General features: G+C 56.4%; 31 protein-coding genes and 1 pseudogene. 18 read left to right on the forward strand and 14 right to left on the reverse strand.

Annotation, left to right across the window (positions count from 1 at the left end; all coding sequences use genetic code 11):
- Positions 1-9 precede the first annotated feature (9 nt).
- The 6 genes from A3L10_RS03410 to A3L10_RS03435 are packed head-to-tail and all read left to right on the forward strand — an operon-like array spanning position 10 to position 4448.
- On the forward strand, positions 10-600 hold the full coding sequence (locus A3L10_RS03410) for a NuoB/complex I 20 kDa subunit family protein (protein ID WP_088866407.1): 591 nt from the start codon (positions 10-12) through the stop codon (positions 598-600).
- Entirely contained in the window at positions 591-1190 is a 600-nt protein-coding gene (locus A3L10_RS03415) for an NADH-quinone oxidoreductase subunit C (protein ID WP_088866408.1), read from the forward strand. The genes A3L10_RS03410 and A3L10_RS03415 overlap by 10 nt, the downstream gene beginning before the upstream one ends.
- 10 nt (positions 1191-1200) lie before the next feature.
- Positions 1201-2385, forward strand: coding sequence for an NADH-quinone oxidoreductase subunit D (locus A3L10_RS03420; protein WP_088866409.1), 1185 nt, complete (start codon positions 1201-1203; stop codon positions 2383-2385).
- A gap of 5 nt (positions 2386-2390) precedes the next feature.
- Positions 2391-3137: an NADH-quinone oxidoreductase subunit NuoI gene (nuoI, locus tag A3L10_RS03425; RefSeq protein ID WP_088866410.1), complete on the forward strand. Its 747-nt coding sequence runs from the start codon at positions 2391-2393 to the stop codon at positions 3135-3137.
- A 51-nt stretch (positions 3138-3188) separates the two neighbouring features.
- On the forward strand, positions 3189-3806 hold the full coding sequence (locus A3L10_RS03430) for a DUF996 domain-containing protein (RefSeq protein ID WP_394335109.1): 618 nt from the start codon (positions 3189-3191) through the stop codon (positions 3804-3806).
- Positions 3807-3863: 57 nt separating this feature from the next.
- Entirely contained in the window at positions 3864-4448 is a 585-nt protein-coding gene (locus tag A3L10_RS03435; protein ID WP_232461012.1) for a DUF996 domain-containing protein, read from the forward strand.
- A 42-nt stretch (positions 4449-4490) separates the two neighbouring features.
- Here the strand turns inward: A3L10_RS03435 and A3L10_RS03440 are convergent, their stop codons facing one another.
- Together A3L10_RS03440 and A3L10_RS03445 are read right to left on the reverse strand one after the other, a co-directional pair.
- Positions 4491-5792 carry a uracil-xanthine permease family protein gene (locus A3L10_RS03440; protein WP_088866413.1) on the reverse strand — a complete coding sequence of 434 codons (1302 nt, stop codon included), beginning with the start codon at positions 5790-5792 and terminating at the stop codon, positions 4491-4493.
- Between the two features lie 76 nt (positions 5793-5868).
- Positions 5869-7212, reverse strand: a complete 1344-nt coding sequence (locus tag A3L10_RS03445; RefSeq protein WP_088866414.1) for a leucine/methionine racemase — start codon at positions 7210-7212, stop codon at positions 5869-5871.
- 117 nt (positions 7213-7329) lie between these two features.
- Here A3L10_RS03445 and A3L10_RS03450 point away from each other — a divergent pair, with 117 nt between their 5' ends.
- The gene (locus A3L10_RS03450; protein WP_014012145.1) at positions 7330-7791 is read left to right on the forward strand and encodes an Lrp/AsnC family transcriptional regulator; all 462 of its coding nucleotides are present in this window, start codon (positions 7330-7332) and stop codon (positions 7789-7791) included.
- Here A3L10_RS03450 and A3L10_RS03455 read toward each other — a convergent pair.
- Together A3L10_RS03455 and A3L10_RS03460 are read right to left on the reverse strand one after the other, a co-directional pair.
- Entirely contained in the window at positions 7788-8864 is a 1077-nt protein-coding gene (locus tag A3L10_RS03455) for a M24 family metallopeptidase (protein WP_088866415.1), read from the reverse strand. The two genes, A3L10_RS03450 and A3L10_RS03455, sit on opposite strands and share 4 nt — an antisense overlap.
- 10 nt (positions 8865-8874) lie before the next feature.
- Positions 8875-10215, reverse strand: coding sequence for a DUF438 domain-containing protein (locus A3L10_RS03460; protein WP_088866416.1), 1341 nt, complete (start codon positions 10213-10215; stop codon positions 8875-8877).
- A 159-nt stretch (positions 10216-10374) separates the two neighbouring features.
- Between A3L10_RS03460 and A3L10_RS10365 the strand changes: the two are divergent.
- From A3L10_RS10365 to A3L10_RS03475, 4 genes and pseudogenes are all read left to right on the forward strand, one after another.
- Positions 10375-10467 (forward strand): annotated as a pseudogene (locus tag A3L10_RS10365) (DUF1858 domain-containing protein); the annotation flags it as partial.
- A 220-nt stretch (positions 10468-10687) separates the two neighbouring features.
- Positions 10688-10804 carry a hypothetical protein gene (locus A3L10_RS10370; RefSeq protein WP_232461013.1) on the forward strand — a complete coding sequence of 39 codons (117 nt, stop codon included), beginning with the start codon at positions 10688-10690 and terminating at the stop codon, positions 10802-10804.
- A 26-nt stretch (positions 10805-10830) separates the two neighbouring features.
- Positions 10831-11217 (forward strand): transcriptional regulator, encoded by a 387-nt coding sequence (locus tag A3L10_RS03470; RefSeq protein ID WP_088866417.1) that lies wholly within the window; start codon positions 10831-10833, stop codon positions 11215-11217.
- Positions 11218-11288: 71 nt separating this feature from the next.
- Positions 11289-12101 carry a hypothetical protein gene (locus A3L10_RS03475; RefSeq protein ID WP_088866418.1) on the forward strand — a complete coding sequence of 271 codons (813 nt, stop codon included), beginning with the start codon at positions 11289-11291 and terminating at the stop codon, positions 12099-12101.
- 40 nt (positions 12102-12141) lie between these two features.
- Here A3L10_RS03475 and A3L10_RS03480 read toward each other — a convergent pair whose 3' ends face one another.
- Both A3L10_RS03480 and A3L10_RS03485 read right to left on the reverse strand, forming a co-directional pair.
- Positions 12142-12870, reverse strand: a complete 729-nt coding sequence (locus A3L10_RS03480) for a cytochrome C biogenesis protein CcdA (RefSeq protein ID WP_088866419.1) — start codon at positions 12868-12870, stop codon at positions 12142-12144.
- Positions 12871-12931: 61 nt separating this feature from the next.
- Positions 12932-13513, reverse strand: coding sequence for a CGP-CTERM sorting domain-containing protein (locus A3L10_RS03485; protein WP_088866420.1), 582 nt, complete (start codon positions 13511-13513; stop codon positions 12932-12934).
- A gap of 92 nt (positions 13514-13605) precedes the next feature.
- On the opposite strand from A3L10_RS03485, the gene A3L10_RS03490 reads away from it, so the two are divergent.
- Both A3L10_RS03490 and A3L10_RS03495 read left to right on the forward strand, forming a co-directional pair.
- Entirely contained in the window at positions 13606-14070 is a 465-nt protein-coding gene (locus tag A3L10_RS03490; protein ID WP_088866421.1) for a hypothetical protein, read from the forward strand.
- Positions 14071-14170: 100 nt separating this feature from the next.
- On the forward strand, positions 14171-14419 hold the full coding sequence (locus tag A3L10_RS03495; protein ID WP_088180190.1) for a hypothetical protein: 249 nt from the start codon (positions 14171-14173) through the stop codon (positions 14417-14419).
- 3 nt (positions 14420-14422) lie between these two features.
- Here the strand turns inward: A3L10_RS03495 and A3L10_RS03500 are convergent, their stop codons facing one another.
- Entirely contained in the window at positions 14423-14890 is a 468-nt protein-coding gene (locus tag A3L10_RS03500; RefSeq protein WP_088866422.1) for a YbhB/YbcL family Raf kinase inhibitor-like protein, read from the reverse strand.
- A gap of 170 nt (positions 14891-15060) precedes the next feature.
- Here A3L10_RS03500 and A3L10_RS03505 point away from each other — a divergent pair, with 170 nt between their 5' ends.
- The 5 genes from A3L10_RS03505 to A3L10_RS03525 are packed head-to-tail and all read left to right on the forward strand — an operon-like array spanning position 15061 to position 18216.
- Complete coding sequence (locus tag A3L10_RS03505) at positions 15061-15789, forward strand: SDR family NAD(P)-dependent oxidoreductase (RefSeq protein ID WP_232461014.1); 729 nt, start codon at positions 15061-15063, stop codon at positions 15787-15789.
- A gap of 36 nt (positions 15790-15825) precedes the next feature.
- Positions 15826-16287, forward strand: coding sequence for a DUF2284 domain-containing protein (locus A3L10_RS03510; protein WP_088866424.1), 462 nt, complete (start codon positions 15826-15828; stop codon positions 16285-16287).
- Between the two features lie 12 nt (positions 16288-16299).
- On the forward strand, positions 16300-16755 hold the full coding sequence (locus tag A3L10_RS03515) for a hypothetical protein (protein ID WP_088866425.1): 456 nt from the start codon (positions 16300-16302) through the stop codon (positions 16753-16755).
- On the forward strand, positions 16749-17231 hold the full coding sequence (locus A3L10_RS03520) for a hypothetical protein (protein ID WP_088866426.1): 483 nt from the start codon (positions 16749-16751) through the stop codon (positions 17229-17231). Before A3L10_RS03515 ends, A3L10_RS03520 begins: the two co-directional genes overlap by 7 nt.
- Positions 17212-18216 (forward strand): PIN domain-containing protein, encoded by a 1005-nt coding sequence (locus A3L10_RS03525; RefSeq protein ID WP_394335110.1) that lies wholly within the window; start codon positions 17212-17214, stop codon positions 18214-18216. The genes A3L10_RS03520 and A3L10_RS03525 overlap by 20 nt, the downstream gene beginning before the upstream one ends.
- A 4-nt stretch (positions 18217-18220) precedes the next feature.
- On the opposite strand, the gene A3L10_RS03530 is transcribed toward A3L10_RS03525, so the two are convergent.
- The 7 genes from A3L10_RS03530 to A3L10_RS03560 form a co-directional block, all read right to left on the reverse strand.
- On the reverse strand, positions 18221-19546 hold the full coding sequence (locus A3L10_RS03530; RefSeq protein WP_088866428.1) for a RuvB-like helicase: 1326 nt from the start codon (positions 19544-19546) through the stop codon (positions 18221-18223).
- Positions 19547-19608: 62 nt separating this feature from the next.
- Entirely contained in the window at positions 19609-20556 is a 948-nt protein-coding gene (locus A3L10_RS03535) for a zinc ribbon domain-containing protein (RefSeq protein WP_088866429.1), read from the reverse strand.
- Entirely contained in the window at positions 20553-21584 is a 1032-nt protein-coding gene (locus A3L10_RS03540; protein WP_232461015.1) for a zinc ribbon domain-containing protein, read from the reverse strand. The genes A3L10_RS03535 and A3L10_RS03540 overlap by 4 nt, the downstream gene beginning before the upstream one ends.
- A 122-nt stretch (positions 21585-21706) precedes the next feature.
- Positions 21707-22147 carry a hypothetical protein gene (locus A3L10_RS03545; protein WP_088866430.1) on the reverse strand — a complete coding sequence of 147 codons (441 nt, stop codon included), beginning with the start codon at positions 22145-22147 and terminating at the stop codon, positions 21707-21709.
- A gap of 9 nt (positions 22148-22156) precedes the next feature.
- A complete protein-coding gene (locus A3L10_RS03550) occupies positions 22157-22918 on the reverse strand; it encodes a 7-carboxy-7-deazaguanine synthase QueE (protein ID WP_088866431.1) in 762 nt (253 codons plus the stop codon).
- A 9-nt stretch (positions 22919-22927) separates the two neighbouring features.
- Positions 22928-23188 (reverse strand): hypothetical protein, encoded by a 261-nt coding sequence (locus A3L10_RS03555; RefSeq protein ID WP_088866432.1) that lies wholly within the window; start codon positions 23186-23188, stop codon positions 22928-22930.
- Positions 23189-23241: 53 nt separating this feature from the next.
- Positions 23242-23742: a hypothetical protein gene (locus A3L10_RS03560; RefSeq protein WP_088866433.1), complete on the reverse strand. Its 501-nt coding sequence runs from the start codon at positions 23740-23742 to the stop codon at positions 23242-23244.
- Between the last annotated feature and the right edge of the window lie 254 nt (positions 23743-23996).

Raw genomic sequence — 23996 nt, forward strand, 5'->3', positions numbered from 1 at the left:
GTGATGTGGATGAGCGAGAGAAAGAATGACGATTTCATAAGCTACGAGCTCCAGGAGTTCAAGCTCTTCGAGCCCCTGTTCAAGTGGGCCAGGAAGAAGAGCCTCTGGATAGTGGCCTTCTGTACAGGCTGTGGCGGTATCGAGATGCCGCCGCTGGCCACCGCCAGGTACGACTTCGAGCGCTTCGGAATAATGCCAAACCCGGCACCGAGGATGGGTGACCTCTTCCTCATCACGGGCTACGTCACCCCGAAGACTCTCAAGAGGATAATCATAACCTACGAGATGATGCAGGACCCCAAGTACGTATTGATGCACGGCTCATGCCCGATAAACGGCGGAGTCTACTGGGACTCTTACAATGTCGTCAAGCAACTCGACAAGTACCTGCCGGTCGACGTGGCCATAGCCGGCTGCATGCCTAGGGCCGAGGCAGTCATGGACGGAATAATGGAGATAATGCGCAAGATAGAGGACGGAACCGCCGACGGCTGGAAGCGCTATAGGGAGAACTACGAGTACTACAGGAAGAATCAGGACGAGCTGTTTGGAGAAGGATGGCGCGAGAAGGACGCCAGGAGGTGGCTGGCATGGATATGAACGAGAAGCCCAAGGTCGAGGAGAAGGTTGAGGAGCAGAAAACCAAGGAGGTTCCGGAAGTGGAGGCTCCAAAGCTCCCCGACACCAAGGAGGGGAAGCTGGTCGCGGAGGTGCTTGAGAAGGCACCCTACGCCGAGGGCAACGTCAGGCGCGAGAGGCGCGTTGAGTTCAAAGTCCCCGCGGACAGGATAAAGGAGTTCCTCGAGCTCGCGAGTGAGAAGTTCGAGATGCTCATTCAGATAAGCGTCGTCGACTGGCTCAAGGAGGGTGAGTTCGAGCTAGTCTATCAGCTCTGGAGCGTCAGTGAAAGCGTCCACGCCTTCGTGAGGACGAGGATACCCAGGGAGAACGCAAAGATGCCCACCGCGATGGACATCTGGCCGGTTGCCGAGACCTACGAGAGGGAGGCACACGAGTTCTTCGGCATAATATTCGAGGGCAACCCGAGGCTCGGTCCGTTCATCCTCGAGCCGAGGGAGTACGAGAAGCACCCGCTCAGAAAGGACTTCAACACGCTCGGCTACGTCAAGACGATCTACGGCGAGGATTTCGACAGATACGACGAGAGCAAGACCAATTACGTGATATGAGGTGATGATCATGGCGAATTTGGAAGTCCCGAAGGAACTTAAGGAAGAGGCAAAGGCCCACGACATGTACCTTCACCCCATAGACAAGGACACCTACGAGCTGTTCTTCGGTCCGCAGCACATGGCCACCGAGAACTTCAGCATAATCCTGAAAATGGACGGAAGCAGAATTGAGAAGGCCATAGTCAACCCCGGATTCCTCCACCGCGGTTTCGAGAAGCTCGCAGAGCAGAGGCCCTACTTCACCAACATCGCCCTGCTCCTCCGTATATGTGTTCCCGAGAGCGACGTGCCGGAGAACATCTACTCCATGGCGGTTGACGAGATAGTCGGCTGGGAGGTTCCGGAGAGGGCCCAGTGGATAAGGACGGTAGTCCTCGAGATGGCCAGGATGAGCGCATGGATGTTCTGGATTATGGGCTTTGGAAACGAGATAGGTCTCTACACAGCGGGCCAGTGGGCTGCTGCCTACCGTGAGAGGTTCATGCGCCTCTTCGAGGAGCTCACGGGAGGAAGGGTTTATCACATCTACACCGTGCCCGGAGGAGTCAGGAGGGACATACCCAGCGACAAGTGGCTCCGCCAGCTCAGGGACACCGTCGAGTACCTCAAGGGCAAGATGAAGGACTTCGACGAGATACTCTTCGACAACTACATCACCTTCGAGAGGACTGAGGGAGTCGGTGTAATGGACAAGCGCTTTGCACTCAAGCACGCCGTCACCGGTCCGAACCTCAGAGCTGTTGGCGTTCCCTACGACGTCAGGAAGGACGACCCGTACCTGTTCTACCCGGAGCTGGAGTTCGAGGTTCCAGTCCTGAGGGAGGGCGACAGCTTGGCCAGGGTCCTCGTCAGGAGGTACGAGATGGAGCAGGATCTCTACATCCTCGAGCAGCTCCTCGACATGGGGCCGCCGAGCGGACCGTACATGGTCAAGGATGCCAGGCTCAAGGCCCTACCGAGATTCAAACCGCCGAAGGGAGACGCCTACGCCCACGTTGAGAGCACGAAGGGAGACTTTGGCGCCTACGTCGTCAGCGACGGAACCCACAAGCCCTACCGCGTCCACGTCAGGGGCCCGAGCCAGAGCCACGGTGTTACCGTGCTTGAAGAACTCCTAAGGGGAGCCCGCCTTGCGGACGTGCCGGTCATCCTGAAGACCCTTGACAACTGCCCGCCGGACATAGACAGGTGATGAAGATGGAGAGCGTTGAGAAGCCAAAGGTTAGGGTCGTCGGCGAGGAGAAGGTCAAGCTCAAGAAGTCATTCGTCAAGCCATGGCTGGGCATCAAGTACCTCTTCAAGAAGCCGGTCACGATAAAGATACCCTTCGAGAAGATAGAGCCGGCACCGAAGTATAGGGGATTTCACACGCTGAACTGGAAGACCTGCGTCGGCTGTAACTTCTGCGGCCAGATATGTCCCGCCAGGGCCATAGAGATGACCTGGATAGAAGTGGACGGCAAGATGGAGAAGAGGCCACACCCGAAGGTGGACTACGGCAGGTGTACCTTCTGCCAGTTCTGTGTGGACGTCTGCCCGACCGGTGCCCTTGACTTCACCGAGAACTACTACCTCACCACCGGCGGCCTGGAGGAGGACCTGGAGCTCTACGACTGGGTGCCCATAGACCCGAAGAAGGTCAAGGAGCTCAACGAGAAGTTCAGGGACTACCGCTTCCCGGTGGTCAAGATCGAGAAGCTGGAGGACGGTACCCACATCTACCACCTCCGCGACGGCGACAAGATAGAGTTCAAGATACTCGGCTACGGTCTGAGGCCGCCCAAGAAGCCGACGCCGGCCAAGCCACCTGCGAAGCCTGCCAAGGCCCCGGAGAAGAAAGAGGCCGCCAAACCAGCCGAGAAGAAGGAAGAGAAGCCTGCCGAGAAGGCCCCAGAGAAGGCCGAGGAAAAGGCCCAGGCCAAGCCCGAGGAGAAGAAGGAGTGACCCTTTCTCTTTTCTCTTCCAATCGTAAACTTTTTTAAGTCTCGCGGTGTTATGCATACGGTGGTGTCAGTGGGTGTTGATATAAAAAGCGAGAAGACCCTCGGTCTCGTTGGATCCGTACTGGCAATCGTGGGCGGTTTTACCGGCGTCATACCCTACGTGGGGGTGTTCATGGGGACCGTCTCCCTGGTGGGTGCGATACTGGTTCTGGTGGCTTTGAAGGGAATAGGTGACAAGGTGGGTGACGACAGACCCTTCAAGTACTACCTGTACTCCATCGTGGTGGCATTCGTCGGTTCGGTAATAGCCGTGATATTCATCGTTGTGGGTGCTCTGTCCCTATCGAACGCGACCATCGCGGGCATGAGGGCCTTTGAGCATCCCTGGGGCATCTTTGGGACCGGCATGCTGATATTCGGCTTCCTCGCTTTCATCGCGGTGCTTATACTGGGGGTATACTTCGCGAAGCAGGCGTGGGAAGCGATGTACGAGATAACGGGCGTTGATGAGTTCCAGAGTACGGCAAAATGGCTCTGGTGGGGTGCGCTGACGGCCATAATCCTGGTGGGATTCATACTGCTCCTCGTGGCCGCGGTATACCAGATAATAGGCTTCGCAAACCTGCCGGAGGAGCTTGAAACCGCAACCCCGGCAAACGTGGCACCGTGAGCCCATCTTCTCACTCTTTTGGGTAACGTTTTTAAGCTTAGGGTTGATTTTCATACGGTGGTTTCGGTGGCCGTTGTTAACGTTAGCAGCGAAAAGAACATGGGAATGTGGGGCGCAATCCTCAGCCTCATCGGCGGTTTTATACCGTACATCGGCAGTGTGGTATCGCTGATCGGCTTCATCCTGATACTGCTGGCCCTGAAGGGAATAAGCGATGCCGTAGGCGACGAGAGGCCCTTTAAGAACTACCTCTACGGCGTCATCTTTGCTATAGGCGGTCTGATAGTCATCCTCGCCCTGCTGTTCGGAACCTTTGCCCTCGTTCCAGCGGGATGGCACCTCAGCGAATCGGCCGGGATAGGCCTGGCGATCCTGCTCTTCATACTGTTCGTGGCCCTGATAATCGGCGCTGCCTACTTCCAGAAGAGGGCCTGGCTTGCGATGTACGAGATAACCGACACCAAGGAGTTCAAGGACGCCGCCACGTGGGTGTGGTGGGGCGCACTTACCGCCATAATCCTCGTTGGATTCCTGCTGCTCCTGATCGCGCGCGTCTTCGTCATAATAGCCTTCAACAAGATGCCCGCGGAGCTTGGAGAGGAGCCGGAGCCAGCCCCAGCGGAAGAAGAGGTAATCTGGTGACCCCTTCTCTTTTGTCTTTTTGTGTTGTAAAAAAAGAAGAACTCAGAGGAGCCTGTCGAGCACTATCGCCGTAAGCGCCCCAACAGCCATCCCGGACTCAAGGATGCTGGCGACTATCTTCGGGAAGGCCGTCAGGAACTCCGCCGGGAGCTGGGGTGCGCCGAGGCCGGCTATCAGCGCGGCGGCCAGTATCAGCGTGTTCCTGTCGTTGAACTCGACCCTCTCCTTTATCAGCCTAAGCCCGGTGACGCTTATCATTCCGTACAGCGCCAGAGTCAGGCCGCCGAGAACCGGCGCGGGCATTGATGCCAGAACTCCCCCAAACTTCGGAACCAGCGAGAGGAGGATCAGAATAACCGCCCCTATCTGCACCACGTACCTGCTGCCAACCTTCGTGAGGGCCACGACACCTATGTTCTCCGAGTAGCTCGTCGTTCCACACGCGCCGAGGAGGCCCGCTATCGAGCAGGCCAGGCCCTCGCTGCCGATTCCCCTCGCTATGTGCTTGCCCGTTATGCCCGAGCCCGTGACGGTGGCTATCGCGTGGTAGTCCCCGACGCTCTCTATGATGCTCACCATGAAGGCGAAGAGGAGCAGGACTATCGCCGTTGTGTCGAAGGCCGGCTCGCCCCACGGGAAGGGCCTTGGGATGCTCACAACCGGCAGGCTCTTTACGAGCCCGAAGTCCGTGAGGCCGAGGGGAACGCTCACAAGGTATCCAACCGCAGCGCCCACAACGACAGGCATTGCCTTCAGGCTTCCCTTCGCCCTTAGGGCGACCATAACGGTCGTGAGGAAAGTTATGACCGCCACCAGGGTTGCCCTGGCGATGCTCCCCCCTGACGGGTCCGCGTAGAAGTTGAAGAAGTTCTTGACGGCAACGTCTGCGAGACTGAATCCGATGAGGGTTATCGTAACCCCCGTGACCAGCGGGGTGAAGAGCTTCCTGACCTTCCCGATTATCCCGAGCCATCCAATGGCTGCCTCTATCAGGCCTCCAACGATCAGCGCACCCTGGACCGCGGCCATTCCGAAGCTTGAGCCAATCGCTATGAGGCCCGGGATGAAGGCGAAGCTTGAGCCCTGCACTATCGGGTACCTGGAGCCTATCGTCGTCTGGAGCAGCGTTGCGATGCCCATCGCCAGCAGAACCGCCTGTATCATGAGGGCAATCTCGGAGCCGCTCAGACCAACTGCACCCCCGACGACCAGGGGCACGGTGACGGTGGCACCGAACATCGCGAGAACATGCTGAAGGCCAAAAACCAAAGCCTTTGAAGGTTCAACCTTATCCTCGATTCCAACCTTGAGTACCGGTCCTTTAATCGTCTCAAGGGTTTCCATTGAAGCCCGCTCAACCTGTGTAAAGGTTTGTTTAAAAAGCTTTCGGAAGCAGGGAAAATAAACAGAAAAATGTCAATCACCAGCCTTGAACCTTCGTCAGAACCTCGTCCGGAACCCTGCCCTCCTCGACGTCCGCTATGGCCCGCTCCAGCCTGTTGAGACCCTCCTCTAGGAGCTCCTCCTCTATCGTGAGGGGCGGCTGAATCCTCAGCACGTTACCCTGGAGGAACGCGAGAACTAAACCCAGCTCGTAGGCGCGCCAGACGACCTTCCTGGCCTCCTCGTAGGCCCTCTCCTTGGTCTCCCTGTCCTTCACAAGGTCAACGCCGAGCATCAGGCCGAGGCCGCGAACGTCGCCGATGAGCTCGTGCTCCTCCTTCATCTTCTCGAGCCTCTTTCTGGTGTACTCTCCGAGCTTCTCCGCCCTCTTGAGCAGGTCCTTCTCCTCTATCTCCTCGATAACCGCCAAAGCAGCTCTGCTCGTCACGGGATTGCCGCTGAGGGTGAAGGTGTGTCCAAGCGACGGAAGGGAGTCCATAACCTTGGAGCGCCCTATTATCGCGCTTATGGGCAGTCCACCGCCGAGGGGTTTGGCTATCGTTATGACATCGGGGGTGACCCCGAAGTGCTCTATCGCGAACCATCTGCCCGTCCTCCCCATGCCGCTCTGAACCTCGTCCACAACCAGGAGGATATCGTGTTCATCGAGGATTCTCTTCACCTTTTTGAAGTAATCCTGCGGCGGAACGACCATTCCGGCGTCGCCCTGTATCGGCTCGGCGAAGAGGGCCGCGACGCCGTCGGCGTAGACCTCCCCCTCGAACTTCTCCTTGATGTAGGAAACGCACTCCATTTTGCAGGTCTTTGGGTCCTTCCCGAAGGGGCAGCGGTAGCAGTTGGGGTACGGGATGTAGTGAATACCGCTCAGCTCACCTACTATGGAGCGAACCTCGAAGTCGAGGCCCGTTATACTCATCGCGCCGTAGGTTGCCCCGTAATAGCTCCTGAGATAGCTGAGTATCGTTCTCCTCCGCGTGTAGGCCCTCGCGAGCTTTATCGCCCCATCGTTGGCATCGCTCCCGCTCATCCCGAAGCCCACCTTCGGGCTCTCGATGGGCGATATCTCGGCGAGCTTCTCAGCCAGGAGGAGCGGCTCAACCGGGAAACCGTAGATGAAGGTGAAGTGTATCAGCCTCTCCGCTTGCTCCCTTATCGCGTTCACAACCCTGGGGTTGTTGTGCCCAACGTTCTGAACGGCGGCGTCGCTCAGGAAGTCTATGTACTCCCTGCCCTCGATGTCCCAGACACGGGCGTTCTCAGCCTTGACGCCCACTATTGGCGCGTAGGTGACGCGAGCCGACCTCGGAAAAACCCGTGAATAGCGCTCCACAACCTCCTCCTTGTTCCGGGGGTAGTCCATGCTCTCACCGTACTGCTATATGCGTTTGAAATTAATAGCAATTTCGCCCAGATTTTACTAATTTCGCAGAAAAAATTAAAAAGATAGCAAAATATTGACAAAAATTGAGGTGAGAAAATGCGAACTAGTGAGCATCTTGACGAACTGGACAGAATGATACTCCACATCCTCCAGGAGGACGGGCGGGCCAGCTACTCCGAGATAGCAAGACGCCTCAAGGTGCCGGAATCGACTGTCAGGCTCAGGGTGAAGAAGCTCGTCGAGAGGGGCGTCATAAGGAAGTTCTCGGCGCTCATAAATCCATTCAAGGCGGGCTACTCGATAGTCGCGTTCATAGCGGTCGACGTTGAGCCGAGCAGGGTGAAGAAGGCCGCGGAGGAGCTGAGCAAGCTGCCAGAAGTGGACGTTCTGGGCATAGCGACCGGGGCGCACGATATACTCATGCAGGTAACCGTTAAGGACCTTCAGGAGCTCGAGAGCTTCCTCATAGAAAAGCTGGGAAGAATAGAGGGGCTGAGGAGCACGGAAACGTCAATCCTCACGAGCGTAAGGAAATGGGGCTACGCGAGGGTGTTCTAAGTCACCCTCTCGAGCCCATCCTTTTTGACGATGTACGTGTCCTCGTGCTTTATCGCCCCCTCCGGAATCATCAGCGGCGAATGGATAACCGCTAGGACCATGTTCTCCTGAACCTTCGCGGCCCTCTGCGGGACGACTATGGTGGAAATGGGGGGCTCCTCTATGAGCAGGCCAACGCCGTGGGTGTAGCCGGCTATGTAAGCCTCGCCGAATCCCCTCTCCCGGAAGAAGTTTGCGAGCTTCTTCTCGACGGTGTTCAGTGCAACACCCACTCTCGTCTCCTCAAGCGCGATTCTGTAGGCCTCTTCCTTGGTCTCAATGGCCCTCCCGACCCTCTCGCCCGGCTCGCCGACCACAAAGGTTCTCGCCACGTTGGCGTAGTAGTTGTTCCAGTCTGCACCGATGACGACTGTAACGACACCGTTTCCGGGGACTTTCAGGTCGCGGAAGGGCTCGGCGTGCGCCCTCGGCGTCGTTGAAACGTAGACCTTCGGGTCTTCGCTGCCGCTCAGCATGAGCTCCCTCACAACTTCAGCCGCTATCTCCAGCTCGCTGAGGCCAGGTTTTATAACCTCCTCGGCGACCTTCATACCGCGCCCTGCGATTTTCCCGGCTTTCCTGATGTTGTCGAGCTCCCATTCTTCCTTTATCATCCTCAGTCCCATCGTGAGGTCGAGGATGTCCACTATCTCCATGGTCGGGTTGAGGCGCTCGAATATCTTGAGGAATATAAGGTAGGCGTCGCGCTCTATGCCGAATTCGAGTCCAACGCGGCTCATCCCGTTGCGGTGTATCCAGCCCACAACGCCGGCCATCAGGTCCTCCACCTTCTGGAACTCCACGACGTTCTCAATCCAGCTCTTCTCCCTGAAAAGCCCGGCTTCGCCCTTGACGACGTAGACCACCGGCTCGCCCTCGGCAGGAATGAGGAGGCTCGGACGAAGCCACTTGGTTCCGGTGAAGTAAATGAAGCTGGAGAGGGTTCTTATCACCGCCCCGTCTATCTCGTTCTCCCTCAACAGCTCCTGAAAGCGCTCCACCCTTCTTCTGAATATCTCCCTGTCCCCGCGCACATAAATCACCTCAATCCTTCCAGTCCAGCAGTCTCTTCTCGCCCTCAATCCTTTTATATGGCTCGATGTCCATCGTCATCTCAAGGGTGCCGAGGTACTCGCCGTCCCTCCCGAACAGCGGGACGTACCTGATGTAGACGTACTTCGGCCCGAGCCGGAGCCAGAAGGCTGCCTCCTTCTTCCTGCCCTCCTTGAAGGCCTTGAGGATTTTGTTCACTATGTGGACGCTCTTCGGGGGATGGCAGAGCTGGACGGGCCTTCCGAGCACGGACGGGGTTCTCGCGAATATCCTCTCCCCCGGCGAGAAGAAGCGAACCCTGTCGTCTCTGTCTATAAAGGTCACGTCCACCGGAAGGGCCTCGAATATCGCCTTTAGTTCCTCAATGCTCACGTAGCCGGTTCCAAGGTCTATATCGCCCTCGCGTTCGAGTTCTGACTTGTCAAACTCCAGAGGCTGGCCCTTCAATGTCTGCTGGATCTCCCTCGGAAGGTTCAGCAGTTCCTCAGCGCTCAGCTCTGGGTCGATCTCCCACGGATGGAGCGGCTCAACGTCCTCTCCCGGGTCCCACGCTGGCGGATTAACCTTGTAATAGCCGAACTCGTCTTCCTGCATCCTTATTGCCTTCCACTCCCCATCGCTCAGCAGGGCCTTTAGGGTGGGGTAGTAGATGTTGTTCTCCCTGAAGACCATGTCACTCAGCGCGAATGAAGCCCCGCCCGCCTTTTCCTTAAAGCGCTCAACGAACTCCTCCCAGGGCATCTCGCCCCTTTTCCTCAAAAGCTCGGCCAGGTGCTTTACCATGAACCTTATCTCATCGTGCTTTGTCCAGAGAACTGTCGCTATCGCGGTCAAACCGCGGCGCTCGATGTAGGGGAAGGTGAGCATCTCCTCGCGGTTGTAGTGGGTGAAACCGACCTTCCTGAGGTTGCCCACTATCTCCTCCAGAACGCCGAGGATTTCCTCCCTCATGCGCTCGTCCCTGGTGGTTGCCAGAGTCCTCGCGTAGAGGTTGAGCATCTCGGAGTCCTTCATTATCTCCTTGTTCTCGAGGTAGAGCGTCTTGAGCGGGTGCCCGTCGGGTAGTTCCCTCTCTTCCAGCTCATCGGTCCCCTTCACAGCCTCCCTGAACAGCTCAACGTGAAGGTCGCACATCTTCGCTATGTCCTTGGCAGAGACTCCCTCCCTCACCAGCTCCTGCTCTATGATTGGAATCTCCAGAGGGGAGATACCGCTCAACACGACCCTGAACTCTTCCTTGAGTTCGTTAACGTCCTCCCCCTCATGAATCCGGAGAAGGAGCCTCTTCAACTGCTCCTTCTTGTATTCGCGATCCTTCAGCAATTCAGTCATCTTTACCACCTTCATGACAAGTGTCATATAAAACGTTTATAAGCATTCCTGGGCATATCTGCCCAACAAGGTTTATATGCCGCGCGTCATATAAGGATAACGGTGGAAAACATGATACTCGATGTTCGTGGATTGCAGCCCCCGCAACCGGCTGTTATGATGGTGGAAGCCCTCGCCAAGCTCAAAGCGGGAGAAACTCTGGAGGTAATCGGCGACAAGCCTTTCGTTGACATGATAGGGAAGCTTGAGGAGGCCGGTTACAGGATTGAGTTGAAGGAAATCGGTGAAGCCTTCGTGCTCAGGATAACCAAAACCGAGAACTCGAGAGAGCTCACGATGGAACTCAAGGAGTGTGACGATAAGCTGGACGAGATAACCGAGGAAACCAACGTGGCCCAGCTCCTCAAAGTCTACCCGGAGTCCCTTAAGATACTTCGTGAAGTACGGCTTCTCACCCCTCGAGAATCCGGAGATGAGGAGAACCCTCGCCAAGACGATAACCCTGAAGGATGCCAAGAGCCTCCTCGGAATGAGCGACGAGAAGTTCGAAAAGATGATGGAAGAGCTTAAGGAACTGGAAAAGGCTTAAATATTCCGCGCGTCATAGTGGTACCCATGAAGACGAACGCCTTTGACGTCGCAGCAAGGTACGTGTATCCCTCCCTGCGGAGAAGACTCGTTGAAATCCTTCGCGGAAAGGGCCTCAAGCAGACCGAGATAGGGGAGCTCCTGTACATCACTCAGTCCGCCGTCTCGCGCTATCTGAGGATGGACAGAGGGGCCCTGATAGACGTCTCGAAGTTCCCGGACATAGATGCCAGGGTGATGGCGCTGGCCGAGAGAATAGTCAGGGAGAGCCCGACAGAGTACGAGATTCATTCAGAGCTCGTCCGGATATCCCTCGAGATGCTCGGCAGGGGTTACGTCTGTTCCCTCCATTCACAGCTTGACCCGGAGGTCGATCCCGCCAAGTGCAGGGTCTGCCTGGAACTTTTCGGCTGAACTAAGGCTTCTAGGGCGCTCTAAGGGAAGGTTTAATACCTTTCGACGCCTATTTTAGCCCGGTGATATCCGTGAAAAGGGCACTCGTAACTCTCACACCCCCCGAGAGCAAGAGGCTGATAGCCAGGGCGGTCGTGGCCATGCCGGAAGTTCAACACGCACTGAAGCACGGCTTCGTCTACATAGCCACCGGAACTACCGCTGCATACATAGCCGAGGAGATTCTAGGGGAGAAGATAGAGAAGGAGAAGTGGACCGTTGGCATAATAAGCAAGGGGCGGACGTGCGTCACGCCCAAGCAGACGTGGCCCAAGCACCTCGTCCTCTACAGGGGCGAACCGTTTGATGATCCACTGGAGGCCCTCAAGCGGATGGGCCCAGAAGATGTTTTCATCAAGGGCGCCAACGCGATAGACATCAACTGGAACGTTGCAGTTTTTGCAGCGGCTCCTGACGGTGGGACGATAGGCAAGACCTTCGGCTGGACGATAACGAAGGGTGTCTTCACGATAACGCCGGTGAGCCTTGAGAAGTTCGTGCCGACACCGGTTGAGGAGAGCGCCAAGTTAACCGGCATCTACTCATTCGACTGGGGAACCGGGCTTTACTCGGCCCTCGTGCCGATACCGCATTCACATCCCGTCACCGAGGTCGAGGCGTACAGAATACTCGCGGGAGTCGAGGCGATTCCGATAGCGGCAGGCGGCGCCGGCGGAGCTGAAGGAAGCGTCACCCTCGTCCTTGAGGGCGATGATGAGGCCATGGAAACGGCGAAGGAGATAACGAAGGCAGTTAAGGGTGAGCCGTATCTCGAGCCCTACACCGAGGACTGCTCGATATGTCCGTTCGCAAACATCTGTGGCCTTGGAAGCGGCACTTTTTGAGCCGTGTCAATTCTTCCTCCTTATAAAACCGCATCGAGCATCAAAGCGAAGCACCGGTTAGAACCCAGACCCCTATCGCGATCAGCAGAATCCCCGCAACGACCGAAAGCTCCCGGCTCCTCCTCACCATGGCCTGGGAGAAGCGCTTGCTCTCCGTGACACTGCCCATGGCAAGCAGTATGATCACCAGCGGCAGCACGAACACCAGGTTGTAGAGGGCCAGAAGGAGGAAGGCGAGGGCCTCCCCTGCCTTCGAGATTATTATCGCGTAGACCAGGTAGCTCCCTGCAGAGCATGGAAGGAGCGTGGTGGAGACTATGATGCCCAGGGTGAAGGCCCCCACGGCTGTGGCATCGCTGCTGAATATCCTCTTCTTGACGCCCTTCTTGTCGGCTATGCGCGACTTCTCCATCAGCCCGGTGGCTATGGTGTAGGCCCCAAAGATTATCGCGGCAACCCCCGCGACCCAGAGGGGCAGATAACCGGCGAAGTAAAGCAGACCGACTCCAAGGAGGTAGTAGGATATGTACACCGCGGCTATGAAAGCGGCACCTATGAGGTAGAGCCGCCTCTTGGAAATCTCCCTGACCGAGAGGGCTATGAGGAGCATGGTGTATATGACGAACGTGCACGGGTTTATGGAGTCCGTCATCGCAAGGGTGAAGAACTGGGGGATGAAACCGCTCATGCCCAGTGCCCACAGCGCCAGGGAGCTTATCCCGAAGGATGCGAGGACTATGAGCGCCAGACCCTTTATCTCACTCCTCATGGTAGAAAGTTATCGCGGGGCTTTTTGTGGCTTTCTAAAACAAAAAGTTGAGAACGAAAGGTCAGCGCCTCCGTTTGAGGAGAACCAGGGGAATAACCGCAAGGGCAACCAGTATTCCCGGCCCGCAGATTCCACTGTTGCCCGGCGTGGTCGTGGTTGTGGTCGTCGTTACCGGCTCATCCGGATTCCTGTGCTCAACGTAGATAACCTGGAGCTTCTGGATTATGGTTTCGTTTTTTATTATGTACGCTTTTCCCCCGGTTACAAGGATCAGACCGCCGTTGTCCATCGCAGCCTTTACTATCTCCGGGGCCATTGAGACGTTAAACTCCCCCTCAACTATGGCCTCAAGTTTACCGTCGTAGGCTATGCCTATGGCCGGAACTCCCGCTATGCCCGTGTACTGGTACTGGACGCCGAAGAGGGCCTGGTTCTCGGTATTGTCCACCAGCTCATAGTAAGTGAAGCTGTCGTTCCCGTAGACCCTCGGTATCTCCTCCTTCATCTTGCGGCAGTGGGGGCAGGTCTTCGCACCGTACATGTAGAAGTGGAGTTTATCCGGATTCACCTGGGCCTCCGCGACGGCGTATGATACCGTCGAGATAAACAGCAGCCCTATGATAATTAAAACCAACTTTTTCATCTTCTCACCTGAACCTTATTCCCGTGGGAAGTTATAAACCTTGGCCGCGGAAAGCTTAAATCCTCCGAGTTGCAAAATTCTTGGGGATGATCATGCAGGAGTGGTACCGCTCCAGGGCACTGTACGAGGCGGTTCTTAAACTCGTCAACTCTGGAAAGACCGAGGAAGCGCTTCAGATGGCGGATGGGATACCCGACAGGGTGATTCGCTCCAAGGCATTCTCGCATATAGCCATTGAAGTCGCACGAAAGGGCCGGGACTACGGGGAGGCCCTGGAGAGGGCGGTGAAGGCTGCCCTCGATATAGAAAACCACGAGGAGAGCACAAAGGCGCTCATGAGCCTGGCCTTCGAGTTCCTGAACCTCGGAAAGCCCGACGAGGCCATGAGGATATCCAAGTACATAACCGACCTCTCGAACAGATCCAAGGTTGAGGCCGAAGTTGCCCTGACCCTAGCCAAGGCAGGGAAGATTTCAGAGGCGATGGAGATAATCAACGGCATAATGGACGATGACGTTAAGACGTGGGCGATGTCCAGACTAGCCAGCCAGCTTTAGCTCAAATTTGCCTATTTTCCCGTGACATTTTTAAAAATTTAACACGCAACAATCCACAAGGCTTTTTTAGGCTCTCCCGTTTCCCGTCCGGGTGAGAAAAATGAACGGTGGAGAGATAATAGGACTCTTGGGAATGCTACTCCTCGTGGGCTCGTGGGTTCCTCAGACAGTGGAGACGATAAGGAAAAGGCACTGCCCGCTGAACCTGGAGTTCATCCTGATCTACGTCCTGGCGGCCAGCTTCCTGACTGTCTACTCGTACATAATACGGGACTGGATATTCTTCACCCTGAACTTCCTCTCCGCGTTCCAGAGCGCGGTGAACCTCTTCGTCAAGCTCCGCTACTGAGCCTCAGTCCCGCCTGTACAGGCCGACGAGTTCGCCCCACTGGACGACGTGGCCCTTCATGGCCTCTTCCAATTCCCTTCTTCCGGAGCCGGGCCTGAGGTTGAGCGTCGTGTCGAGGCCGTAAACCTTGAAGTGATAGTGGTGTATCCCGTGGCCCCTCGGCGGGCACGGACCGCCGTAGCCTACCATTCCGAAATCGTTGCGTCCCTGAATCACGTGAACAGGGGCATCAACCTCCGCCTGTTTTGGAACCCCCTTGGGTATCTCGCCCAGGGGTGGAATGTTCCACGCTATCCAGTGGGTGAAGGTTCCACCGGGGGCATCGGGGTCGTCCATGATGATGACTAGGCTCTTGACATCGGGGTCTATGTGCCCTATGAATATCGGGGGGTTAACGTTCTCCCCATCGCACGTGAACTCAACGGGTATGTACTCCCCGTTGTGAAACACCGAACCTATCTCAAGGTCCATACTCACACCTCCTTCGGGTTTTTCATGGGATGTGCATCCTGCGATGCACACCCCCAAAATCAAAACCAGTACTACCGCGAATCCCTTCATGTTAATAAGTCCTTTTTCAAACGTAAAAATATTTCGGCCTTAGGCTTTATTAAGTTCAGCCGACAAAATAGTACCCGGTGATGGCTGTGGAGCTGGCCGGGAAGGTTGCCCTCGTCACCGGTGCCGGGAGGGGAATCGGTCGGGCGATAGCCGTTGCCCTGGCGGCGAAGGGAGTGAACGTCGCCGTAAACTACGCCCACAGCAGGGAGAAGGCTGAAGAGACTGCCAAGCTCTGCCGCTCCCACGGCGTCGAGGCGATAACGGTGAAGGCCGACGTGAGCAGTCGCGAAGAGGTCAGAAAGATGGTTGAAGAGGTCATCGACCACTTCGGAAGGATAGACATCCTCGTGAACAACGCCGGAATCCTCGGAAAGACCCTGAAGCCGATGGAGGTCACCGACGATGACTGGGACGCCGTTCTAGGTGTCAACCTCAAGGGGGCCTTCATAGTCACCCAGGAAGTCCTCAGATACATGAAGAGGGGCAAGATAGTCAACATCGCCTCGATAGCCGGGAAGGACGGGGGAACGGTCGGTCCTCACTACGCGGCCTCGAAGGGCGGACTGATAGCCCTCACATTCAACCTCGCAAGGCATCTCGCCCCGGACATCCTCGTCAACGCAATAGCGCCTGGACCAGTTGACACCGAGCTGATAGGCCCTGAGATAAAGGAGAGGCTCCGCTCGCTCTCCCTGACTGGCGAGATAGCTAAACCCGAGGAGATAGCCCACGCGGTGATTTTTCTCCTCGAAAACGACCACATAACCGGTGAACTCATAGACGTCAACGGCGGCAGGCTGATGGATTGATTTTTAAGCTCCTTCCCCATCTTTTCTTGATGCCCCATGAAGGTGCTGTGGGAGAGGGAGATTCCAGCGGATGAGATAGTCGTCTCGCCCAGACCGGTCTGGAAGTGCCGCTCCTGCCCGATGTACGGCAAGAGGCCGAGCTGTCCGCCCCACGTCCCGAACTGGAGGGAAGCGAGGGAGTGGGTGCGGCACTTCAAGAGGGCCCTGATAGTGAAGTTCGAGATAGACATGGAGCGCTTTGAGGATGAGAAAAGGGAGACCCTGCTGTACCTCCTGAAGAGGGAGGAAGAGTTCTTCAAGAAGGGGAAGATGTACGCAATGGCGCTGTTTCCCGGTTCCTGCAACCTCTGCGACGACTGTCCATTCGAGAGGGGCGAGCCGTGCAGGATGCCGACCACGGTCAGACCGAGCATAGACGCGGTGGGCATCGAGATTGGAAAACTCGTGGAAATCAACTTCTCCGAAAGCGTTTTGTACGGGATGGTGCTAATTGAATAACGGTGCGAACGGATGAAGGAAAACGTCTCCCCCGCCGGGACGAAGTGGGGAATCTCACTTATCATGACGCTCGTATACGCCTTCGGGGCCGCGTGGTTCTACTACCTGCCGGGGAAGGGGGAGCCCGGCGTTGAGGTGGAGTTCTGGCAGCTACTGCTCCACTTCCTCCTCCTCAGCTTCCTCTTTTGGATAGTTCTAGTTCCAGAGAGGAAATCGAGCAAATCTCCCGACGTTCTCATGTTCACCGTTTTAACGGTTCCCGCCGGAGTGCTCGCCGCACTCCTCTTTCTCTTCGCCGCCGGGGGAGTTGGAGTTCACGAAACCTACGGTCTCGAATACATCGTAATGGCACTGGTGCCGTTCCTGATCGCCCACAAGACCGTTAAGGGGCGGATTTCAGCGGTTCCATTCGTTTTGGCGCTGGTTTATGGAGTCATAGCGTACATCTGGGGGAGTAGATTATGGTGAAGGTTGCGTACATAACCCTTCTCGGCCGCTCGCCGTGGGCGGTCGTTAACACCTACTACAAGCTCCTCACACGGGGAGGGAAGGCCGAGAAGATATACATATTCACGGAGGAGCGCTACCGCCACAACCTGCCCAAGGTCGTCGAGGCGATTAGAGCGATTTCAGAGGCGTATAACCTCAATCCAACAATAGAAACCGAAGTCGTTCCGGACTACGGCTTCTTCGTCGCCGACAGAAAGTTCAGGGAGCTGTTCTCCAAGCTGGAGCGCGAGGGCTACAGGATGGGTCTGGACATAACCTCAGGAAGGAAGGCCCTCGTTGCCGCCGCGATAGTTCAGATAAGGAAGTTCCCCGTGGCGTTCATAGTTTACATGGGGCTCCTCGATCTGGACTTCCCGGACAGGCCCTACATGATGATCCCAACCCACATGCAGCCGATAAAGAACTTCCTGGGTGATGAGAGTGAGGGAGACTAGCGAGGTTATAGAGAAGCCGGAGCTCCAGATACTCCTCAACGTTCTGGGGGACATCAGGGTGAGCTATCCGCTCTACGGGCTGCCCCTGCTGAGGGCAAAGCCTGTGGAAACCGGCTACCGCGTTGAGCTCACTGTGAACAGGCGGGAGTTCAACGAGCACGTTCCAGAGTATCTCTCCCATGAACTTCCCACCTGGACGGACTTCTACGAGTGCTTCATCTCCGCGGGCATCGTAAGGTACGCGAACATCGATGAGTTCATCCAGAACCTAGAGCTCTACGAGAGGCTCAAGAAGGGCGTGGCCTTCGCCCCGGACACCAACCTCTTCTACCACCGCTTCATCTCGGGCTTCAGGCCCCTTGACCGGTATCAAATAGTTGTAGCCGAGGGCGTGAAGAAGGAGATAGAGAACGCCATGAACTACAAGTACCGGCACAGGGAGCTGGAGGAAATCAGGCGCGAGGTTAGAAACGGAAGCCTCCTCCGGGAGTTCAGCAACAGGCGGACGAAGAGGAGCAGGAAGGCCGCGTACATAGCCCTCAAGGAGTTCGAAAGGCTGAAGGACAGGATAATCATAGCCGAGAGCGTCAAAGAACCGGCCCACAACAACGACGAGATAATAGTCAAGTCCCTCAAGCACTACGACAACATGACTCCCACGCTCCTCGTCTTCCTCACGGCGGACATAGCGATAACCGATGTGGCTGAGATGGAGGGGCTGGAATACTTCCTCTTCAAGTACCCGCGCCAGGAGATTGGTCGGCACGATGTTACGGCCTATCAACTCAGGACGCTCCTCTTCAACCTCGCGGCGGTTTTCGGCGTCATAGAGGTGAATGGAATAACGATTTTCGGCGAGTTCGGAGGCAAGGGCGGGCTGAACGAGCTCAAGCTGATCTTTCCAACCGAGAACAGGGCCTATCACGAGTTCGAGTTCCACCTGAAGCTCAGCAGGAAGCTGATGAGGATAATGGGGGAGAAATAAAAACTCACTGAAGCATGCCCTCCAGCCTCTCCACGAAATCCATGCTCCTCCTGAGGTCCGCGAAGTACTCCTTCGCCCTCTCGATGTGCTCCTTCTCCACCCTTCCGCCCTTCGCCAGGACGCTGGCCGGAGCCAGGAGCTGCACCGCGTAGCGCAGGCTGGTCTTCTCGCCGAGCTCCGCGAGGTACTCTATCGCCTCCTCACTGACCTCGATCTTCTCCTCCTTTGCCCTTATCTTGACAATCTCTCGAATCTCATCCTTCTTATAGGGCTCGGTGTTGATTATGAGCAGCCTGTCGAGCATGTCGATGGGTATCCCGTGCGGAGCCTCGATCTCGGTGCCCCTTATCTTCGTCCTTCCGCGGTTCGTCGCGAGGATAAGGATCGGCGCCAGCTCGCTCTCCATCGCCCTCGCGAGGAAGGAGAACGCCTCGATGTCGAGCATGTGAACCTCGTCTATGAAGAGAACCCCCGGCACGAGGCTGGCCTTCCCCTCCTCGATCCACTTCTTGACGGTCTCATCAACGCGCCCCCTTATCTCGTCGCTTATCTCCGCCCCAGTGCTGAAGAGTAGGCCGAAGATGTTTCCGCGGGCGTTGGCAACGTCGAGATCGTGGAGGGTTACCGTGTAGGTGAACTCCTTTATCTTGAGAACCGGTCCGCTCGGTAGGTTCACCTTGCGCTTGAAGAACAGCCCCTCTTCCTCCTTCGTGGTTCCTATCTTCGAAATCCTTCCGGTTTCGGCGTCAATCTGTATGACGTCGCCCTCCTCAACGCCCATCTCCATGAGCTGATAGGCTATCTCCCTGCCGGCCCTGATGGTCTTCTCATCGTCCTTGGTGCGGAGGGTTATGACGACGCTCTCGGGAATCTCGACGTAGGGATTGAACGGATGCCTGGTGCGGTTTATCCTTATCTCCCTGACCTCGCCCTCGTAGACCTTCCTCTCTTCGCTTATCCTCACTCCTATGGCCCTCCTCAGGGCCTCCTTCAGGAACTCCGTCTTCTTGACCTCGGCGGAATAAATCTCGCTTCCCGCTATCTGGACGAAGGGAACGTCCTCACCGAGTTCCCTTGCTATGCCCATAGCTATGGCCGTTTTACCGCTTCCCGTCGGGCCGACGAGAAGGATTCCCTTTCCGGCGAGCTTGCCGCGCTTGATGAGTTCAACCGCTATTCCCGCCGCTTCCCTCGCCTTAACCTGTCCGACCATTCCGTCGGCCATGAACTTCGCCTTTCCATTCTCGTCGAGACCGAGCCCCTTGATGTGGGAGTGGCTTCCAATCCTCTCGAAGCTCCTCGGTGCGGTCACTTCCTCTATAACTGGCATGGCACCACCCCCTTAATCTTTCCAGGGGTTACTAAAAGAGGGGAGATTTAAAAATTTGACGCTCACATGTGGGCTTTCCAGAAGCGCCTTATCGTCCCGAAGGCCTCCTCCTCTGGGGCGTAGTCCTCGGCTATCTCGGCCAGGAGCCGGTGTTCGCTGGCTCTTCCGCGGAGGGTGAATGCGCGCCTCAGCGACGGGAAGGAAGCGGCAACGGCGGCACCCATTGAACCAATGATCGATGTAAATCCATGGGGGAAGAGCAGTTTTCCAACGAAAAAGCCCGAAGCCAAAAGCAGTGAGCCAAGGGTAAAATTGACGAACCTCTTGGGCAGGGCTATCGGGAATTCGGCGTAGGGAATCCTTCCATCAGCGCCGTCCACGTAGGCCCTGTGTGTGAGAAAGCCGTACCTGTAACTGAGACGCCATATTGGGTAGTATACGAGGCCGTCCAGGGTCACCTCAAAGCCCGTCTCGTCCAGCCCGACCCTGCCCCAGTGAAAGTAGTGCCTGGCTTCCTCCTTCAGGAGCTTCCCCACCGCCAATCTGAGCTTTTCCCTCGCCTCATCCTCGCTCAGCGTTTTCTCCACGAGCTTTCCCTTAACCCTGCCGTCGAAGTACCTCCTCCCCCTAGTGGGCAGGGGATAGTTCATCAGCTCGTTGAAGCCATTCGCCGCGGGGACGGTAAGATAGTTGAAGAACTCGACGTTGCCGGCCCCCTCTGGAGAGAACGTCCCCGTGTAGGTCATGCCGGTGGCCTTTACGAAGAACACGTAAAAGGGTATGTAGAGCAGTTCTCGCCCAATGAGCTGAGCCTTCCACTCGACGTCGTTGGGGGAAAGGCGCTGGAGCCTTATGAAGGACATCAGGGGCTTCCAGGGATCCTCAACTCTAAGTGGATACGTGAACGTCTTCACCTCGCCGAGCCGTATCTGGAATCCGCAGTAGGGGCAAGTCACAAGTCCCTCTTCCGCCTCGAACTCGGCACCGCAGTTGGGGCATCTGACCTTCATCTTTCGACCCTCACGTCACGCGCCATCTTTCTTCCGTAGCCCTTCGCGAGCCCGAACCCGAAGTAGGCGAGCAGAGCCGGGATTATCAGGGCCAGGAGAGCCCCCTGTCTGGCGTGGGCGACGAGGTCCCAGTATTCCACGTTGCCGTATGGGGTCGTGAAGAACGCTGCCACCCCCACTCCCACCAGCGCCGCAAGGGCGTACGCCACCTTGCGCCAGACCCTTACCGGCTCAAGAGCGAGCACTTCCTTTCCTTTGTGGCCGTCGTATGCGATGAAATAGGTTCCGCCCTCGATGTCGTAGTACACCTTCCAGAGGGGGTAGAACACGAGGGCAAAGTCCTCGACCTCACCGCTGAACCAGAACGCCCTCATCTCCTTGTCCTTTGGAACGTGGACTTCCTTGGCCCTGTCCGATGCCCTGTCCAGAAGCGCCGCCTTTGCCTGCTCCCTTCCGAAATCGGTGTTCAGGAAGTCCGGCTCGAGTTCCTCCCACTTCTCGGGAGTGAGTTCGGATATTGGCCTTGGCTCCATAATCCTGGAGAGGGCGCGGCTTATCTCCCCCGACGCGATGTAAGCCCTCCGTTCCATCTTCCTGGCAAGCTCCTCAACAGCCACGTCGTAGACGCTCCTCCTCGCAGGGACGCAGACAATGGATTTCTCCTCAAAATTTCGGGATCTGACAACTCGCTTTGTCTTATTGCCCTCTTTGATTTTGTCCACGTACCGAACGTATCCATTTCCCTTTACCTTGCCGAACCATATCGGAACGTAGAAGCCCTCAACCTTCGCAATCTCGATCTTCCCGCGGAGGCCCAGGTAGTCCTTGTCCCTCCTCACGCGCTCCCAGAAGAGGCGCAGGATTTCCTTCTTTGGGAGGCTCTCAACAAAGAAAACGTTCTTCTCGGTGAAAATTTTGTCGTAGGAGTTGGGATAGCCGCAGTAGGGGCAGACAACTATTATATCCTCCGGCGTGGTCTCGAGGGGCGCACCGCACCGCTCGCACCTGAGGACCTCGATGATTACCACCACTGATTGGGAGGAAGTTAAAGGTTAAAAGTTTTTGGCTCAGGCCGTCGATCCCGGGCATCCTTCACCCCAAAGGCCAATGTCATCATCGCCGTATTCACTTCGGAGAATCCCTTAAAAGCTCACCTGTATCTCAGCCAGAAGTACAGCGACGCGCTCCCCACGATGATGGAAACCGCGAGCAGGAAAGCGCCGACGAACCTGGCCACGTACGAATTCTCTCCGATGGCCAGCCGCCCCATTATCAATCCAGCCGGGATCAAAAGGAGAACCGCCTTTTCCGACTTCCAAAAGAAGGCGGGAATCAGAAAAGCCCCTCCCAGAAGGTAAAGCGGATTTCCATAGTTCAGGAACAGCAGGATCGGGAGGAGAACGCCGAGAACGAGGTAGGCCTCTCCAGAACGCTTTGAGGGCCTTGAACGGTTGAGTACATGGACGCCGGCAAAGAGCACTGCAAACGCCGCCAGAAGGAGCATAAAAGAAAGCTTCCCCCCGGAATCCTGAAAGTATGCCGAGAGGCCAACGAGGACGAGGGAGAGCGCAATAAGCGCCTCACCCTTCACGCTCTCACCTCAGAGGACGTTGAGGTACTTGTGAACCTGGAAGCTCAGGCCGACGTTCTTTCGGCCCATGATGAGCGAAGCCTCGCGGTAGAACTCCATAAGCCTCGCCTGACTAATCTCAATCGGCTCCCTCGGCTGAATTACGAGTGGGGCCAGGCCTTTCAGTAGCTCCGCATACCAGCGGACGTTCTCGATTTTCGTTTCCGACGTAACGACGAGCTTGGCGTAAACTTTGGCCCCGGCTTCCTTCAGAATCCTTATGCTCTCCACCTCGCGGAGAACCAGAGCCCTCCAGTCCTCCGTGGCCTTAGCCGTCTCGTCCTTTATGTCAACGCTGGCGTAGTCTGTGAGGTCGGCAACCTCTTTAATCAGCTCCGGCAAACCGCCGTGGGTTTCAAGGAAGTTGTCGAAGCCGAGGCTCCTCATCTCCTCCATGAGAGCTGTGAGCGGTTTTATCTGGAGCGTCGGCTCGCCGCCGGTGTAGCTTATCGAGTGAAGGTCGCCGGTATCGAGGCGCAGAATGGCATCAACAACATCGTCGAGCTCCGCTGGATTCGGTCGGTACTCGAACTTCCCGGTGAACGGCTCGACTTCATAGCGCCAGCGTGAAACCCGGGAGGCGTCTATGTACTCCCTGGAGTCGCACCAGACGCAGTTAAGGTCGCACCCGGCGAAGCGGACGAAAATCTGCCTCCTGCCAAAGGTAGAACCCTCGACGCTTCCCCCCTCCCCCTGCCAGCTGTTAAAGACTTCGGCCATTACGAGTCTCATGCCAACACCTCACAGCTCATCCACATCAACGCCCTTCACGTGCTCGCTCACGTAGCCCTCGAGAATCTCAACCTTTACGCTCCGGTCCTCACCAGTCATGTCGGCCATCAGCTGAACTCCCCTCGCATAGTCCCAGAGGCGCCTCTTTGCCTCGTCCGTGACCCTCTCCGCCATGACGATTATCTCCCTCTCGTCGGGCCTCTCGCTCACGATCTCGATGACCCTCCTAGCATCTTCCTCGGTGAAGGTTCCCCTCTTCTTGAAGAGCACGGCCACCACCTCCAGCTTTAATTAAATAATCCTGTAATTCGGTGATTACATAATCAGATGTATCTCATCAGCAGTTCAACGGCTTCCTCGAATATCTCCCTGTCCCTTCCATCGAGAACGCTCTCCAGATAGTGTAGGCTGACGAGGTTAAGGATTATGTAGGCGGTGTTCCTGTCCAGACCAAGGTCATAGGCCTCGTAGTAGACGATCTCCCTGCCCAAGGCATCGTTGAGCATCTCCACGAAATAGGCGATGTCTTCCACGCGGAGCTCGTCCCATTTGCTCTCCATCTCGTCGAAGTAGCGCTCCATGACCCTGAGCGTTTCAAGGTCAACCTTCAACGTTCCCTCAAAGTAGGGGAACTCACCCACGCGGAAAATCTTGACGCCCTCCTCGTCCTGGACGCCTATGTAGTCCCACAGGAGAATACCCTCTACTGGATTGTGGCCGTATTTGCTCGCCAGGTAGGAGAAGCGTTCCATTATCTCGGTCATGTCATCGAGAAACTCCTCTTCGTCGCGGAAGTGTATTATCTTGCTTATCGTTCCGGCCATGTTCTGCACCTATGGGTGAGTTAGCCCAACCGTTATAAGGTTTTGTGCATAGGAAGAATTGCCCGACGAGTATTGGGTTGCGATGACGTCGGGACCCCCAGGGGGGCGACATCTCCACTGCCCCCCTTACAAACTTTTCTGGTGAAAAGTTTGATCAAATAATTCTGACTGTTCATGAGGCGGGTTTTATAGTCTGTGCACTTTAAGGCAGGTAAGTTTTGTTGTTGGTTTGTTTTACAATTATGATTTAACAG

The organism is Thermococcus radiotolerans (genome assembly GCF_002214565.1).
In the GTDB taxonomy this organism is placed as follows: domain Archaea; phylum Methanobacteriota_B; class Thermococci; order Thermococcales; family Thermococcaceae; genus Thermococcus; species Thermococcus radiotolerans.

Coding starts and splice junctions, on each gene's coding strand:
- A3L10_RS03410 (WP_088866407.1), top strand. CDS start 10: ATGAGCGAGAGAAAGAATGACGATTTCATAAGCTACGAGCTCCAGGAG.
- A3L10_RS03415 (WP_088866408.1), top strand. CDS start 591: ATGGATATGAACGAGAAGCCCAAGGTCGAGGAGAAGGTTGAGGAGCAG.
- A3L10_RS03420 (WP_088866409.1), top strand. CDS start 1,201: ATGGCGAATTTGGAAGTCCCGAAGGAACTTAAGGAAGAGGCAAAGGCC.
- nuoI (WP_088866410.1), top strand. CDS start 2,391: ATGGAGAGCGTTGAGAAGCCAAAGGTTAGGGTCGTCGGCGAGGAGAAG.
- A3L10_RS03430 (WP_394335109.1), top strand. CDS start 3,189: ATGCATACGGTGGTGTCAGTGGGTGTTGATATAAAAAGCGAGAAGACC.
- A3L10_RS03440 (WP_088866413.1), bottom strand. CDS start 5,792: ATGGAAACCCTTGAGACGATTAAAGGACCGGTACTCAAGGTTGGAATC.
- A3L10_RS03445 (WP_088866414.1), bottom strand. CDS start 7,212: ATGGACTACCCCCGGAACAAGGAGGAGGTTGTGGAGCGCTATTCACGG.
- A3L10_RS03450 (WP_014012145.1), top strand. CDS start 7,330: ATGCGAACTAGTGAGCATCTTGACGAACTGGACAGAATGATACTCCAC.
- A3L10_RS03460 (WP_088866416.1), bottom strand. CDS start 10,215: ATGACTGAATTGCTGAAGGATCGCGAATACAAGAAGGAGCAGTTGAAG.
- A3L10_RS10370 (WP_232461013.1), top strand. CDS start 10,688: ATGAGGAGAACCCTCGCCAAGACGATAACCCTGAAGGATGCCAAGAGC.
- A3L10_RS03470 (WP_088866417.1), top strand. CDS start 10,831: ATGAAGACGAACGCCTTTGACGTCGCAGCAAGGTACGTGTATCCCTCC.
- A3L10_RS03480 (WP_088866419.1), bottom strand. CDS start 12,870: ATGAGGAGTGAGATAAAGGGTCTGGCGCTCATAGTCCTCGCATCCTTC.
- A3L10_RS03485 (WP_088866420.1), bottom strand. CDS start 13,513: ATGAAAAAGTTGGTTTTAATTATCATAGGGCTGCTGTTTATCTCGACG.
- A3L10_RS03490 (WP_088866421.1), top strand. CDS start 13,606: ATGCAGGAGTGGTACCGCTCCAGGGCACTGTACGAGGCGGTTCTTAAA.
- A3L10_RS03495 (WP_088180190.1), top strand. CDS start 14,171: ATGAACGGTGGAGAGATAATAGGACTCTTGGGAATGCTACTCCTCGTG.
- A3L10_RS03500 (WP_088866422.1), bottom strand. CDS start 14,890: ATGGACCTTGAGATAGGTTCGGTGTTTCACAACGGGGAGTACATACCC.
- A3L10_RS03505 (WP_232461014.1), top strand. CDS start 15,061: ATGGCTGTGGAGCTGGCCGGGAAGGTTGCCCTCGTCACCGGTGCCGGG.
- A3L10_RS03510 (WP_088866424.1), top strand. CDS start 15,826: ATGAAGGTGCTGTGGGAGAGGGAGATTCCAGCGGATGAGATAGTCGTC.
- A3L10_RS03515 (WP_088866425.1), top strand. CDS start 16,300: ATGAAGGAAAACGTCTCCCCCGCCGGGACGAAGTGGGGAATCTCACTT.
- A3L10_RS03520 (WP_088866426.1), top strand. CDS start 16,749: ATGGTGAAGGTTGCGTACATAACCCTTCTCGGCCGCTCGCCGTGGGCG.
- A3L10_RS03525 (WP_394335110.1), top strand. CDS start 17,212: ATGAGAGTGAGGGAGACTAGCGAGGTTATAGAGAAGCCGGAGCTCCAG.
- A3L10_RS03530 (WP_088866428.1), bottom strand. CDS start 19,546: ATGCCAGTTATAGAGGAAGTGACCGCACCGAGGAGCTTCGAGAGGATT.
- A3L10_RS03535 (WP_088866429.1), bottom strand. CDS start 20,556: ATGAAGGTCAGATGCCCCAACTGCGGTGCCGAGTTCGAGGCGGAAGAG.
- A3L10_RS03550 (WP_088866431.1), bottom strand. CDS start 22,918: ATGAGACTCGTAATGGCCGAAGTCTTTAACAGCTGGCAGGGGGAGGGG.
- A3L10_RS03560 (WP_088866433.1), bottom strand. CDS start 23,742: ATGGCCGGAACGATAAGCAAGATAATACACTTCCGCGACGAAGAGGAG.